12 protein-coding genes are annotated in these 13,401 nt (G+C 72.9%); 6 read left to right on the top strand and 6 right to left on the bottom strand.

The window, feature by feature from the left end:
- Window positions 1-81 precede the first annotated feature (81 nt).
- Window positions 82-2,601 carry an HAD-IC family P-type ATPase gene (locus tag ACFVVX_RS06990; protein ID WP_387942250.1) on the bottom strand — a complete coding sequence of 840 codons (2,520 nt, stop codon included), beginning with the start codon at window positions 2,599-2,601 and terminating at the stop codon, window positions 82-84.
- Window positions 2,602-2,653: 52 nt separating this feature from the next.
- Window positions 2,654-3,037, bottom strand: a complete 384-nt coding sequence (locus ACFVVX_RS06985) for a DUF2530 domain-containing protein (RefSeq protein WP_387942248.1) — start codon at window positions 3,035-3,037, stop codon at window positions 2,654-2,656.
- 223 nt (window positions 3,038-3,260) lie between these two features.
- On the opposite strand from ACFVVX_RS06985, the gene ACFVVX_RS06980 reads away from it, so the two are divergent.
- Window positions 3,261-4,721 carry an NCS2 family permease gene (locus ACFVVX_RS06980; protein WP_387942246.1) on the top strand — a complete coding sequence of 487 codons (1,461 nt, stop codon included), beginning with the start codon at window positions 3,261-3,263 and terminating at the stop codon, window positions 4,719-4,721.
- 87 nt (window positions 4,722-4,808) lie between these two features.
- Here the strand turns inward: ACFVVX_RS06980 and ACFVVX_RS06975 are convergent, their stop codons facing one another.
- Window positions 4,809-5,258, bottom strand: a complete 450-nt coding sequence (locus tag ACFVVX_RS06975; protein ID WP_387942244.1) for a VOC family protein — start codon at window positions 5,256-5,258, stop codon at window positions 4,809-4,811.
- A gap of 132 nt (window positions 5,259-5,390) precedes the next feature.
- Here ACFVVX_RS06975 and ACFVVX_RS06970 point away from each other — a divergent pair, with 132 nt between their 5' ends.
- Together ACFVVX_RS06970 and ACFVVX_RS06965 are read left to right on the top strand one after the other, a co-directional pair.
- Window positions 5,391-6,314: a DUF4231 domain-containing protein gene (locus ACFVVX_RS06970; protein ID WP_387942242.1), complete on the top strand. Its 924-nt coding sequence runs from the start codon at window positions 5,391-5,393 to the stop codon at window positions 6,312-6,314.
- 234 nt (window positions 6,315-6,548) lie between these two features.
- On the top strand, window positions 6,549-8,261 hold the full coding sequence (locus ACFVVX_RS06965) for a hydrogenase maturation protein (protein WP_387942240.1): 1,713 nt from the start codon (window positions 6,549-6,551) through the stop codon (window positions 8,259-8,261).
- Window positions 8,262-8,351: 90 nt separating this feature from the next.
- On the opposite strand, the gene ACFVVX_RS06960 is transcribed toward ACFVVX_RS06965, so the two are convergent.
- Together ACFVVX_RS06960 and ACFVVX_RS06955 are read right to left on the bottom strand one after the other, a co-directional pair.
- Window positions 8,352-9,155, bottom strand: a complete 804-nt coding sequence (locus ACFVVX_RS06960) for an MHYT domain-containing protein (protein WP_387942238.1) — start codon at window positions 9,153-9,155, stop codon at window positions 8,352-8,354.
- Window positions 9,156-9,486: 331 nt separating this feature from the next.
- Window positions 9,487-9,891 (bottom strand): VOC family protein, encoded by a 405-nt coding sequence (locus tag ACFVVX_RS06955; protein WP_387942236.1) that lies wholly within the window; start codon window positions 9,889-9,891, stop codon window positions 9,487-9,489.
- Between the two features lie 224 nt (window positions 9,892-10,115).
- On the opposite strand from ACFVVX_RS06955, the gene ACFVVX_RS06950 reads away from it, so the two are divergent.
- Together ACFVVX_RS06950 and ACFVVX_RS06945 are read left to right on the top strand one after the other, a co-directional pair.
- Window positions 10,116-10,550, top strand: a complete 435-nt coding sequence (locus ACFVVX_RS06950) for a MarR family winged helix-turn-helix transcriptional regulator (RefSeq protein WP_387942234.1) — start codon at window positions 10,116-10,118, stop codon at window positions 10,548-10,550.
- 60 nt (window positions 10,551-10,610) lie between these two features.
- Entirely contained in the window at window positions 10,611-12,197 is a 1,587-nt protein-coding gene (locus tag ACFVVX_RS06945; protein WP_387942232.1) for an MFS transporter, read from the top strand.
- A 51-nt stretch (window positions 12,198-12,248) separates the two neighbouring features.
- Here ACFVVX_RS06945 and ACFVVX_RS06940 read toward each other — a convergent pair whose 3' ends face one another.
- Entirely contained in the window at window positions 12,249-12,767 is a 519-nt protein-coding gene (locus ACFVVX_RS06940; protein ID WP_387942230.1) for a GNAT family N-acetyltransferase, read from the bottom strand.
- Between the two features lie 45 nt (window positions 12,768-12,812).
- On the opposite strand from ACFVVX_RS06940, the gene thpR reads away from it, so the two are divergent.
- A complete protein-coding gene (thpR, locus tag ACFVVX_RS06935; RefSeq protein WP_387942228.1) occupies window positions 12,813-13,400 on the top strand; it encodes an RNA 2',3'-cyclic phosphodiesterase in 588 nt (195 codons plus the stop codon).
- Window position 13,401: the final 1 nt, after the last annotated feature.

Below are 13,401 nucleotides of genomic sequence, written 5' to 3'. Positions count from 1 at the left end.
GTTGGAGCAACCCGCTCAGCAGGAAGCCCACCTGGAACCGGCTCCTGGCACCGGCTCCTGGCACCGGCTCCCGGAGCCGGGTCAGGCCTCCTGCTTCTGCTGCATGATCCGCCAGACCACCTCCAGCAGCAGCCCCGCCGCCACGGCGATCGCGACGCCGGTCCACGGGTCGCGGATGCCGGACAGCGAGAGCTCGAAGAAGTCCGACAGCCACGGCACCAGCAGGACCAGGGCGAAGGCGCCGCCCATCGACGCGATCAGCAGCAGCCGCCACCAGTTGTACGGGCGGGCCACGATCGCCAGCACCCACATCGCCACCAGGAACAGCGTCAGGGTGGCCACGCTGGTGTCGGCCTCCAGGTCGGTGGCGTGGTTCGCCCGCGCCAGCGCGTAGGCGACGAAGGTCGCCGTGCCGGCGATGATGCCGCCGGGGATCGCCAGCCGCAGCACCCGCCGCACGAAGCCGGTGCGGGCCCGCTCGTTGTTCGGCGCGAGTGCCAGGAAGAAGGCCGGCACGCCGATGGTGAGGGTGGAGAGCACCGTGGAGTGGCGGGGCAGGAACGGGTACGGCGAGTGGGTGAAGATCACCAGCAGGGCGAGCAGCACCGAGTAGACCGTCTTCACCAGGAAGAGCCCGGCCACCCGCTCGATGTTGCCGATCACCCGCCTGCCCTCGGCGACGACCGAGGGCAGGGTGGCGAAGGAGTCGTTCAGCAGCACGATCTGGGCGACGGCCCTGGTCGCGTCGCTGCCGGTGCCCATCGCCACGCCGATGTCGGCGTCCTTGAGCGCCAGTACGTCGTTGACGCCGTCGCCGGTCATCGCCACGGTGTGGCCGCGCGACTGCAGGGCGCCGACCAGCTCGCGCTTCTGCTGCGGGGTGACCCGGCCGAAGACGGTGGTCCGCTCGGCGGTGTCGGCGAACTCCCCGGGGTCGGCCGGCAGCGTCCGGGCGTCCAGCGGGTGGTCGGCGCCGGGCAGGCCGAGGTGCGAGGCGACCGCGCCGACCGAGACGGCGGCGTCGCCGGAGATCACCTTCGCCTGGACCTGCTGCCCCTCGAAGTAGCGCAGGGTGTCGGCGGCGTCCTCGCGCAGCCGCTGCTGCAGCACCACCAGGGCGAGCGGCTGGAGCTCGGCGGCCGGGTCCGGGGCGTCCAGCGGGACGGTGGTGCGGCCGAGCAGCAGGACCCGCAGGCCCTTGGTGCCCAGCTCGTCCACCTCGGCGAGCGCCGGGTGCCCGGCGGGCAGCAGCACGTCCGGCGCGCCGAGCAGCCAGCTGGCCTCGCCGCCCTGCGGCTCCAGCAGCTGGACGCCGCTCCACTTGCGGGCGGAGGAGAACGGCATCGCCTCGATCACCCGCCAGCCGCTGCCGGAGCCGCCCGCGCCGCCTGTGCCGCCGGGGCCGCCTGTGTCGTCGCCGGTGCCGTACGCGTCGATGACGGCCTGCATCGAGGGGTTGGGGCGGGCGTCCGCGCCGGCCATCACGCCGAGCGCCTGCTTCACGACGGCCGGGTCGGCGAGGACGTGCCGGGCCAGTGGGGCGTCCGGGCGCAGGTGGTCGTCGGCCGGTGCCGACTGCGGCAGGGTGCGCAGCTCGACGACGTCCATGCCGCCCTCGGTGAGGGTGCCGGTCTTGTCGAGGCAGACGGTGTCCACCCGGGCCAGCCCCTCGATCGCGGGCAGCTCCTGCACCAGACACTGCTTGCGGCCCAGCCGGACGACGCCGATCGCGAAGGCGACGGAGGTCAGCAGGACCAGCCCCTCGGGGACCATCGGGACGATCCCCGCCACCATCCGGCGGACGGCCTCCTTCCAGTCGCGCCCCTCGACCGCGAGCTGGCTGATGATCAGGCCGATCGCGGTCGGCACCAGCAGCCAGGTGATGAACCGCAGGATGCTGTTGATGCCGCTGCGCAGCTCGGACTTGACCAGGGTGAACCGGCTGGCCTCCTCGGCCAGCTGCGCCGCGTACGCCTCCCGGCCGACCTTGGTGGCGGTGAACGCGCCCGCGCCGGCCACCACGAAGCTGCCGGACATCACCTGGTCGCCGGGCTGCTTGAGGACGGGGTCGGGCTCGCCGGTGAGCAGCGACTCGTCGATCTCCAGGCCGTCCGCCTCGGTGACCTCGCCGTCGACGATCACCTTGTCGCCGATGCCGAGCAGCACGGTGTCGTCCAGCACGATGGCGCCGACCGCGATCTGCTGGACGGTGCCGTCCCGGCGCACCTGGGGCCGGGCCTCGCCGATCAGCGCCAGGCTGTCCAGGGTCTTCTTGGCCCGCAGCTCCTGGATGATCCCGATCGCCGTGTTGGCCACGATCACCAGGCCGAAGAGGCCGTCCTGGATCGGTCCGACGACCAGGATGATCCCGAACATGACGCCGATGATCGCGTTGAACCGGGTGAAGACGTTGGCCCGGACGATCTCCCGGGTGGAGCGGCTGGAGCGCACCGGGACGTCGTTGACCTCGCCGCGGGCGACCCGCTCCGCCACCTCGGCGGAGCTGAGTCCGCCGCGCCGCCCGGGCAGCAGCCCGAGCGGATGAGCGCCGTCGGGCCCGTCGCCGGGCGTCTCTTCCGAGGGGTGCGCAGGCTGCGTCATGGCACCGACTCTACGGGCGCCTTATGTCCGATGCGTGCTACTAAAGGACTATTCAGTCCGACTGGGTGGCCGGGCCCGCGCCGTTCTCCCCGGAGGCGCGTTCGGCGGTCCGCTCGGCGGTCCCGCTCCCGGTGTCGCTCCCGGTGTCGGTGTCGGCGCCGCTCCCGGCGCCGCTCCCGGTCCCGGCCTCGGCGGCGGCGCGGTCGCGGGCGATCGCGTCGCGGCGGGCGCGGCAGTACCAGAGGCCGATCAGCCCGAGGCCGGCGCCGGCCAGGCAGATCCACGGCCAGGTGCCGTGGCCGTGGTCGGAGAGCGTCCCCTGGAAGGGGAGCAGCACCAGGAAGGCGACGAACCACAGCACCGTGCCGCCGCCGACGATGGCGACGTCGTTGGCCTCCAGCGGCGGAGGTGAGGGGCGCAGTGGCGTCTTGGGCATGGGCCTAGCGTACGGGTCTGCGGGCGGATGTCCGATGACGCACGAGGTGCTTTCGTTCTACGCGCGAAGATAGCGCGTGTGCGATCGGAGAATTCATACTGAGGATTCCGGTTGGCCGTGCCATGCCCAGGATGCCTGTGTTCACGCCCGCGCCGCCGGGCCCGTCCGGCCACCGTCGCCCCGGGCGCCGAACCCTCCTCCGCCCCCACCCGAGGACGCACGCATGCCAACGGCCCAGCCGACCACCGAGTCGCCCGAGCCTTCCCAGCCCGCGCCGAACCCCCCGACCGGCGCCCTGGACCGCTACTTCCGGATCTCCGAGCGCGGCTCCACCCTGCCGCGGGAGATCCGCGGTGGTGTGGCCACCTTCTTCACCATGGCGTACATCCTGGTGCTCAACCCGATCATCCTGGCCAACGCGGTCGACATGAACGGGACCCACCTGAACAGCGCCCAGCTGGTCACCGCCACCGCGCTGACCGCGGGCCTGACCACACTGCTGATGGGCGTGATCGGCAACGTGCCGATCGGTCTGGCCGCCGGCCTCGGCGTCAACACCATCGTCGCCCTCCAGCTGGCGCCCAGGATGACCTGGGCCGACGCCATGGGCATGGTGGTGCTGGCCGGCTTCGCGATCATGCTGCTGGTCGCCACCGGCCTGCGCGAGCGGGTCATGGCCGCCGTGCCGCTCGGGCTGCGCAAGGCCATCGCGATCGGCATCGGCCTGTTCATCACCCTGGTCGGCCTGGTCGACTCCGGCTTCGTCAGCCGGATCCCGGACGCCGCCCACACCACCGTCCCGCTCCAGCTCGGCGGCAACGGCCATCTGCAGACCTGGCCGGTGCTGGTCTTCGTGCTCGGCCTGCTGCTGACCCTGGTGCTGATCATCCGCAAGGTGCCCGGCGCGATCCTGATCAGCATCGTCGTGATGACGGGCGTGGCGGTCCTCATCCAGCAGATCGCCGACCTGTCGGCCCTGGCCTGGGGCCTGACCGTCCCGCAGTGGCCGGGCAACCCGGTGGCCGCCCCCGACTTCGGTCTGGTCGGCGAGGTCAGCCTGTTCGGCGGCTTCGGCAAGGTCGGCGCGCTGACCGGCTGCCTCTTCGTCTTCACCGTGCTGATGTCCTGCTTCTTCGACGCGATGGGCACCATCCTCGGCGTCGCCGACGAGGCCCACCTGCTGGACGCCAAGGGCGACCTGCCGGGCATCAACAAGATCCTGATGGTCGACGGCATCGCCACCGCCGCCGGCGGCGCCACCTCCTCCTCCGCCAACACCTGCTTCGTGGAGTCCACCGCGGGCGTCGGCGAGGGGGCCAGGACGGGCTTCGCCTCGATCGTCACCGGCGCGCTCTTCCTGGCCGCGCTGTTCCTCACCCCGCTGGCCACCATGGTCCCGGCCCAGGCCGCCACCCCGGCCCTGGTCGCGGTCGGCTTCCTGATCCTGGCCAACTCGGTGCGCGACATCGACTGGGACGACTACACGATCGCCATCCCGGCCTTCCTCACCATCGTGATGATGCCGTTCACCTACTCGATCACCAACGGCCTGGGGATCGGCTTCATCACCTTCTGCGTCCTGCGCGTCGCGGCCGGCCGGGCCCGGACCGTCCCGATCGCGATGTACGCCGTCGCCGCGGTGTTCACCTTCTACTACCTGATGCCGGCCCTCGGCCTGCTCTGACCGCTCAGGCGGTACAGCAGTGGCCCCGCGCTCGTCCGAGCGCGGGGCCACTGTGCTGTCCTCGGAGTGCCGGCCGTCCGGCGGGGGCTACTGCACGCAGAACTCGTTGCCCTCGGGGTCGGTCATCACCACGTGGGTGGAGCCGTGCTCGCTGACGGTCTGCCGCACGGTGGCGCCGAGGGACTGCAGGCGCTGCACGGTGGCGTCCCGGTCGGCGGGGCCGGGGTGGAGGTCGAGGTGGAGGCGGTTCTTGACCTGCTTGGCCTCGGGGACCTGCTGGAAGAGGAGGCGGTGGCCCAGACCCGTGTCGGTGTCGGGGTCGAACGGGTCGTCGGGGTGGCGGACGGCGGCCAGGGTCCGCCAGGCGGGGTGGCCGTCGACCTCGGTGACCGCGTCCGGGCCCGTGGCGCCGACGGCCAGCAGGCGCTCGATCAGGCCACCGTGGTCCTCCACGGTGTAGCCCAGGGCGGCGGCCCAGAACGCGGCCTGGCGGTGGGGGTCGGCGCAGTCGATGACAAGCTTCCAGTGCAGCGGCATGTAACCGTTTATATAGGTTACGAATCGGGGAGGGCAAGCATCGCCGCACCGGCATGTCAAAAAGGTGCCGGTGTAGGGGAGTTGGTGGTGGGCATACTGCCTGGACGGGAGAAGGGGGAGGGGGCTCGGCTGATGGTGCAACAGGATCCGCCCGGGGGAGACGAGGCGAAGCTCCTGCCGGAGCTGTTCTGGACGGCGGACAAGGCCTCGCTGGACGGCCAGCGCGAGACGCTGCGCTGGTACCGGTGGCTGATCGCGATGCTGGTGGTCGCCGCGGTGGTCGGCTCGCTGCCGGGGCCCGAGCACCGGGGGGACAGCGACATCACACCGCTGTTCTCGGTGGTGGCGTTCCTGGTGGCCGGCTACTTCTGGTCGCGGCTGCGCCGCAGCAACCCGCAGGGGCGGTGGTACGAGGCGCGGGCGGCGGCCGAGTCGGTCAAGACGCTCGCCTGGAAGTACTCGATGAGGGCCCGGCCGTTCGACGGCGAGGCCGCGTCGGCGGAGGTGGACCGCGGCTACCTGCTCCAGCTGGAGGACGTGCTGCACGCCTTCGAGGACCCGGAGATCGTGCCGCCGGGCACCGTCCCGGAGATCACCCCGGAGATGCGCCGGGTGCGGGCCGACACCCTGGTCGCGCGCCGGACGCTCTACCTGCGCACCCGGGTGGAGGGCCAGCGCACCTGGTACCGCTCGCGGGCCGAGTCCTGCGAGTCGCAGGCCGTCTCCTGGGGTCTGGGCATCGCCGCGCTGATCATCATCGGTGCGGCGGCGGCGATCGCTCAGGCGGTCGGCGCGCTGCCGGTGCACGTCTTCGGCGCCAGCTCGGCCGCGGCCGCCGCGGTGATCGCCTGGACCCAGCTCAAGCAGCTGCGCCCGCTGGCCGCCGCGTACCAGCTGGCCGCGCGCGAGCTGGAGAACGTCGGCAACCAGCTCTCCGACATCGACCTGAAGACCCCCGACGCCGAGTCGCGCTGGGCCCGGCTGGCCGCCGAGGCCGAGGACGCCGTCTCGCGCGAGCACACCACCTGGCGGGCCCGGCGGGCCTTCCCCCGCTAGTACTAGTCCGACCGCTGTGCGCGTGGACGCTCCGGAGCGTCCACGCGCACAGCGGTGTCACTGGGCGGATCGGGAGGTCGTGGGGAGATCGAGCGGGGTTCACGCGTGGCCGGGACCACAGGTGTGCGAGGTGCGTGAGGGTCGGCCGGTGAGGCCCGATCCGTAATCATTACGTGTCCATGCCCTGGTTTCATCGCCTCCGCGCACGACGTCAGTCACTGCCCGGAGGCCCCCTTGCGCATTCTCCTGATCGCCAGCGCGTTCAACAGCCTGACCCAGCGCGTCCACACCGGACTCCGTGAACGCGGACACCAGGTGGCCGTCCAACTCGCGCTCGGCGACGAGCAGATGCGGGCGGCCGTGGACCGGACCGACCCGGAGCTGATCGTCTGCCCGATGCTCACCAAGGCCGTCCCGGAGGACATCTGGTCGAAGCGGACCGTCCTGATCGTGCACCCCGGCCCCACCGGCGACCGCGGTCCCTCCTCGCTCGACTGGGCCATCACCGAGGGCGCGGAGCAGTGGGGCGTCACCGTCCTGCAGGCCGTCGAGGAGATGGACGCCGGGGACATCTGGGCCTCCGCCGAACTCCCGGTCGCCGACTGCGGCAAGAGCGAGCTCTACCGGGGCGAGCTGGCCGACGCGGCCGTGGAGGCCGTCCTGCTGGCCGTCCGCCGCTTCGAGGGGGAGCTGTTCACCCCCGAACCGCTGGACTACGCCCGGCCGGACGTCCACGGCCGGCTGCGCCCCCTGCTGCGCCAGGACGTCCGCCGGATCGACTGGGAGGCCGACGACACCGCCACCGTGCTGCGCAAGCTGCGCGCCGGCGACTCGCAGCCCGGCGTGCTGGACGAGCTGTACGGGCGCGAGTACTTCCTGCACGGCGGCCACCCCGAGGACGAGCTGCGCGGCAGCCGGCCGGGCGCGGTGATCGCCACCCGGGACGGCGCGATCTGCCGGGCCACCGTGGACGGCGCGGTCTGGATCCCGCAGCTGCGCCCGCGCCGCACGCCCGGCGGTCCGGCCACCTTCAAGCTGCCCGCCGCGACGGTGCTGGGCGACCTCCTGTACCGCGTCCGGGAGGTGCCGGTCACGCCGGCCTCGGCGGCCGGCCGGGAGACCTGGTCGGAGATCCGCTACCGCGAGCAGGACGGGGTCGGCTTCCTGGAGTTCTCCTTCGCGGGCGGGGCGATGAGCACCGGACAGTGCCGCCGGCTGCTGGCGGCCTACCAGGAGGCGGCGGACCGGCCGACCTCGGTGCTGGTGCTCGGCGCGGCCCGGGACTTCTTCTCCAACGGGATCCACCTCAACGTCATCGAGGGCGCGAGCTTCCCGGCGCTGGAGTCCTGGGAGAACATCAACGCGATGGACGACCTGGTCGAGGCGGTCCTGACCACCACCGACAAGCTGACCGTCTCGGCGCTCGCCGGGAACGCCGCGGCCGGCGGGCTGATGCTCGCCATCGCCGCCGACGAGGTCTGGTGCCGGGAGTCCGCGGTGCTCAACCCGCACTACCGCCTGATGGGCCTGTACGGCTCCGAGTACTGGACCTACACCCTGCCGCGCCGGGTCGGCGCCGAGCAGGCCGAGCGGCTGACCGGGGAGGCGCTGCCGGTCGGCGCGGCGCAGGCCGAGCGGCTCGGACTGGTGGACCGGACCTCGGGCGGCAGCGCGGCGGAGTTCCGCCGCTGGACGGCCCGGGAGGCGGCCCGGCTGGCCGGTTCCCCGGAGCTGACCGGACGGCTGGCGGAGAAGAAGCGCCGCCGGGCGGAGGACGAGGAGGCACGGCCGCTGGCCGAGTACCGGGCGCAGGAACTGCTGCGGATGCACCGCAACTTCTACCGGGCCGGCGAGCCGTACCACGAGCTGCGGCGCGCCTTCGTGCACAAGGTCTGCCCGGTCGCCACCCCCGAGCACCTGACCGGGCTGCTCGGCCGGCCGGAGTGACCCCGGCGGCGCCGCCGCTGGAGGAAGTCGAGGGGCGAGGACACCGCGGGCCCGCCGCGGTGTCCTCGCCCCGTTGTCGGTGCCCCGTTGTCAGCGCCCGCCCGCCGCCGCCCGCCGACGTGCGGCCAGCGGGGCCGCGGGGCCCACCAGGACGGGCTGCGCGGCGCTGTTCCTGCTCGGCGACACCGCGAAGGCCAGCGAGCCGAAGAAGATGTAGCAGCCCAGTCCGACCACCAGCGGGAAGATGAACTGCAGTGCCATCACCCCGCCCTGCGTGCCGTGCGGGGAGTCGGGGTCGAGGTGGACGGAGACCGCCGCCATGCCCGTGTAGTGCATCGCGCACACCGCGACGCCCATCACCGGGGCCGCGGCCAGCACGGCGAGGGTGCCCTTGATGTTCAGTGCCGCCCAGAGCGCGGCCGTCGCGGCGAACACCGCGATGCCGACCGAGACCGCCACCGTGGTGTGGTCGTAGGCGATGTGCCCGGGCAGCACCACGGCGGCCATGCCCAGGTAGTGCATGGCGGCCACGCCGAGGCCGGTGGTCAGCCCGCTGAGCAGCAGCGCGGGGACGCGGTGGCGGCTGTAGCCGACGGCGAAGATCCCGAGGCCCACCACCGCGACGGCGACGATCAGGCTGAGCGTGGTCAGCCCCGGTCGGTAGCTGATCTCGGCCCCGGTGACGGCGAAGCCGAGCATCGCGATGAAGTGCATCGACCAGATGCCCGCACCGAGCGAGGTCGAGGCGAAGAACAGCCAGCCGGCCCGGGTGCGGCCCCGGGAGACCAGCGCCCAGCGGGTGCTGCGCAGGGCGACGAAGGCGCCCAGACAGGCGATGAAGTACGAGACTGCCGGTGTCACCCAGCCGTAGACGGCATGGTGGATCTCACCCACGTGGATCTCCCTGGACGATTGGGGAGGACTGGCGCCAGGGCTCGGGCGGACACGTCGGCGGAAGCGGCCGGTGAGGGCCGATGAAGAGTGGTCGGGGCGCGGAGGTTCGCGCCGGGGCCGAGGTCCTGCCTGGGGGAGCCTGGCGTGTGGTGCCCCTGACAACGAGGGACAGTAACCACTACCGGCCGGTCGGACAATGTTCGGCTATTTGGTGAAATCGCAGGTCAGAGCCGGTCTTCACGGGACGGGCAAGATCTCGGCACCAAGTCCTGACGGCGCCTGCGCAAGGCGCCGCCGACTGCTCCCGGCGCCCTCGGCGCCCCTCGCGGGGTCACTCCAGCGGTGCTAGCCCGAACGGGTGGCCGGCCGGGTCGATCAGGACCTTGAGGGTGCGCCCGTGCTGGTACTGCGGCTCGGTGGCGCCCAGGGCGAGCGCCCGGGCGGTGGCCTCCTCCAGGTCGTCCACGTAGAAGTCCAGGTGGAAGTGCTTGCCGCCGTCCGGTTCGGTCCACGGTTCGGGCCGGTACCCGGTGACCCGCCCGAACCCGAGCGGGCTGCCGCCCTCCGGGTTGTCCAGGATCGCGAAGTGCTCGTCCACGTGCCGGGTCTCCCACCCGAGCAGCTCGCCGTAGAAGGCGGCCAGCGCGACCGGGTCGGCGCAGTCGATGGTGACCATGGCGAGCCGGGCGAAGCCGGTGTCGTTCTGCTCGGTCTGCTCGGTGGCGAGGTCGGACATTGTCTGGTCGGCCCTTCTGCTGCGGGGTGTCGGCGGCGCGCTGGCGCGCATCGGATCATGACCCTTTTCCAGCATCGCACCGGCGGTCCCGCCCGGCACGGCCAGGCGCGCCGGGGGGTGCGGGGGCGGGCGCCGGCGCGTGCGGGGCGCGCTGTCCGACGGCCGGTGGCGACCGGTGGTGGAATGAATTTTCCTTAGCGAGAGTAATGACGTAGGCTAAGGACATGCCCGAGATGTCCGAGCGGGACCTCGCAGCGATCAGTCAGCTGCGGTCGTCCACCATGCGCCTCTCCCGACGACTGCGTCACCAAAGGGATGAGGAGTCGCTCAGCCCCACCGAGATGGGGGTGCTGGGCACCCTCGCGCGGTGTGGCAAGGCCACGCCGGGTGAGCTCGCCCGGAAGGAACACGTTCAGCCGCCCTCCATGACCAGGATCGTCGCGATGCTGGAGGAGAAGGGCCTGGTGCGGCGCGAACCGCACCCGGAGGACCGCCGCCAGGTGGTCGTCAGCAGCACCGAGCAGGCGGAGGCGATCCTCGCGGAGAGCCGCCGTCGTCGTAACGCCTGGCTCGCCGAGCTCGCCGAGGGGCTCGACGAGGACGAGTGGGCCGTCCTCCGGGAGGCCGCGCCCGTGCTGTACAAGCTCGCACATCTCTGAGGGCCACCCGTTCCGGTCAGCCGCCGGAGAACGAAGGAGAACCGCATCACCGCAGGACTCATGACCGACATCAGGAGCGCGACGACCCCCCGCCGGGTCGTCGTGCCTCGAGGGGAGAACACCGTGACACCGCCGGCCGCAGCCAGCGCCGCCGCCATCCGTACCGACGACCCGACGACCGACCCCGCAGCGGCAGGCGCCGCTGCTGCCGACGCCCAGGCACCCGCCCCGACGGGGCTGCCGGGCAACGGCGACGACGACCCTGACGAACGCACCGCGGCGGTAGACCCCGCCGCTCCCGGCCGCCCCACGGCGGCCCCGTCCCCGACCGGCGCCGGCTTCACCAGGCCCGGGGGGATGTTCTCCTCCCTGCGCGTCCGCAACTACCGCTACTTCTTCGCCGGCCAGGTGGTGTCCAACACCGGGACCTGGATGCAGCGGATCGCCCAGGACTGGCTGGTCCTCAGCCTCACCGGCAGTCCGCTCGCCGTCGGCATCACCACCGCCATGCAGTTCCTGCCGATGCTGCTGCTCGGCCTCTTCGGCGGCGTGCTCGCCGACCGGATGCCCAAGCGCCGGCTGCTGATCTACACCCAGGGCGTGATGGGCCTGCTCGCCGCTGGCCTCGCCGTCCTGACCGTCGGCGGTGTGGTGACCCCGTACTACGTGTACGCCTTCGCGCTGCTGCTCGGCCTGGTCACGGTGGTCGACAACCCGACCCGGCAGGCCTTCGTCTCCGAGATGGTCGGCCCGAAGGACCTCGCCAACGCGGTCAGCCTGAACGCCGCCAACTTCCAGACCGCCCGGCTGATCGGCCCCGCCGTCGCGGGCCTGCTGATCGCCGCGGTCGGCAGCGGCTGGGCCTTCGCGGTGAACGCGCTGTCCTTCGCCGCCGTGATCGGCGGACTGCTCGCGATGCGGCCGTCGGAGCTGCGTCCGACCGCGCCGATCGCCCGCCGGAAGGGGCAGTTGAGGGAGGGGCTGCGCTACGTGAAGGAGCGGCCCGAGCTGCTCTGGCCGATGGTGCTGGCCGGCTTCATCGGCACCTTCGGGTTCAACTTCCCGACGCTGCTGTCCGGTTTCGCGTACGACACCTTCAAGGTCGGCGCCGGGCAGTACGGCCTGCTGAACACCGCGATGGCGGTCGGCTCGCTGGCCGGTGCGCTGCTCGCGGCCCGCCGGGGCGCGCCGAGGCTGCGCCGACTGGTCGGCGCGGCGCTGGCCTTCGGCGCGCTGGAGGCGGTGGCGGCCCTCGCGCCCGACTACTGGACCTTCGCGGCGCTGCTGACCCTGATCGGGGTGTTCGGGCTGAGCTTCAACACCTCGGTCAACTCCATGCTGCAGCTCTCCACCGACCCCGAGATGCGGGGCCGGGTGATGGGCCTGCTGGTGCTGGTGTTCACCGGCGGCACGCCGATCGGCGCCCCGATCGTGGGCTGGGTGACGGCCTCGTACGGGCCCCGGCTGGGGCTGCTGGCCTGCGGCCTGGTGTCGGCGCTGGCGGCCGGGGTGGTCGGCCTGGTGCTGGCCCGCAGTGCGGACCTGCGGGTGCGGGTGGACCTGCACCCGGGCCGCGGCGGACGGGTGGTGGCCGTGGTGCCGCGTACCGCGCCGCGCACCAAGTCCCAGCTGGCCGCGGCCTGCTGACGACGCGTCATCGGCCACGGGCGGCACGGGCCGCCCGTGGCCGGCCGGGCGTCAGGGCCTGACGGCCAGGATCTGCCCCTCCCAGACGCCGTCCGGCTGCTCGGCCTCGAAGTACTCGGTCTCGGTGAAGCCGAGCGCCCGGTACCGCTCGACCAGTCGGCGGTCGCCGCCGGCGTAGCAGTCCACCCGGACCAGGCCGATGCCCCGGCGGCGGGCCTCGTCGAGCGCGTCGGCGACCAGGGCGGCGCCGATCCCGGAGCCCGAACGGGACCGGTCGGTCACCAGGTTGCGGACGTAGAGCTCGCGTTCGCCGGCCGGGGCGACGTAGGCGGGCGGCTCCTCGGCGAGGACGCAGGAGCCGACCGTCCGGCCGTCGTCCGCCACCGCGAGCCGGACCAGGAAGGCGGCGCCGAGGTAGTCGTGGACCTTCTCCACGGCCTTCGGCCGGCTGCTCCAGGGCTGGTCGCCCCACTGCCGGGTGCGGCCCTGGGCGGCCAGCCAGGCCACGGCGCCGTCGAGCAGGGCGAGGAGGTCGGCGGCGTCGTCGGGGCCACCGTTGCGGATCTTCATGAAAACCGTTGTAGCCCAGTCGGCCGCGCGCGGGAAGATGGCCTCATGAGGCTGTTCGTGGCGGTGCTCCCGCCGGTCGAGGCATTGCAGGGGCTGGCCGACGCGGTGGCGCCGGTGCGCGGGTTGCCGGGCGCGGACCGGCTGCGCTGGACGGCCGCCGACGGGTGGCACCTGACCCTGGCGTTCCTCGGCGAGGTGCCGGTCGAGCGGCTGCCCGAGCTGGAGGCGGCCCTGGCCGCGGTGGCGGAGGTCCACCCGGTGCACCGGCTGCGGCTGGCGGGCGCCGGGCGGTTCGGCGACCGGGTGCTCTGGGCCGGGGTGGAGGGCCGGACCTGGGCCCTGCGGCGGCTCGCCGAGGCGGTCGGCGGGGCCACCGCCGAGCTGACCGGGGAGGTGGACGCGTTCACGTTCCACCCGCACCTGACCCTCGCCCGGGCCGGCTCCTCCCGTGGGCACCGGCGGGCCGTCCAGCGGGGCGCGGCGGCGGAGCTGGAGGGCCTGGCCGCGGCGCTCGCGGAGTACCGCGGACCGGAGTGGGACGCCGCCGAGCTGCACCTGGTGAAGAGCGAGCTCGACGGCGGCTTCGCACACTACGAGACCGTCCGCTCCTGGCCGTTGGCCGACTGGAGCTGAG

Source organism: Kitasatospora sp. NPDC058170 (assembly GCF_042883905.1).
Classification (GTDB): Bacteria; Actinomycetota; Actinomycetes; order Streptomycetales; family Streptomycetaceae; genus Kitasatospora.
This window is presented reverse-complemented; position numbering and strand designations above follow the sequence as displayed.

Excerpts from the sequence above, each read along its gene's own strand:
- ACFVVX_RS06975 (WP_387942244.1), bottom strand. The coding sequence starts at position 5,258 with ATGCCGCTGCACTGGAAGCTTGTCATCGACTGCGCCGACCCCCACCGC.
- ACFVVX_RS06985 (WP_387942248.1), bottom strand. The coding sequence starts at position 3,037 with ATGCCCAAGACGCCACTGCGCCCCTCACCTCCGCCGCTGGAGGCCAAC.
- ACFVVX_RS06970 (WP_387942242.1), top strand. The coding sequence starts at position 5,391 with ATGGTGCAACAGGATCCGCCCGGGGGAGACGAGGCGAAGCTCCTGCCG.
- ACFVVX_RS06950 (WP_387942234.1), top strand. The coding sequence starts at position 10,116 with ATGCCCGAGATGTCCGAGCGGGACCTCGCAGCGATCAGTCAGCTGCGG.
- ACFVVX_RS06990 (WP_387942250.1), bottom strand. The coding sequence starts at position 2,601 with ATGACGCAGCCTGCGCACCCCTCGGAAGAGACGCCCGGCGACGGGCCC.
- thpR (WP_387942228.1), top strand. The coding sequence starts at position 12,813 with ATGAGGCTGTTCGTGGCGGTGCTCCCGCCGGTCGAGGCATTGCAGGGG.
- ACFVVX_RS06955 (WP_387942236.1), bottom strand. The coding sequence starts at position 9,891 with ATGTCCGACCTCGCCACCGAGCAGACCGAGCAGAACGACACCGGCTTC.
- ACFVVX_RS06945 (WP_387942232.1), top strand. The coding sequence starts at position 10,611 with ATGACCGACATCAGGAGCGCGACGACCCCCCGCCGGGTCGTCGTGCCT.
- ACFVVX_RS06940 (WP_387942230.1), bottom strand. The coding sequence starts at position 12,767 with ATGAAGATCCGCAACGGTGGCCCCGACGACGCCGCCGACCTCCTCGCC.
- ACFVVX_RS06980 (WP_387942246.1), top strand. The coding sequence starts at position 3,261 with ATGCCAACGGCCCAGCCGACCACCGAGTCGCCCGAGCCTTCCCAGCCC.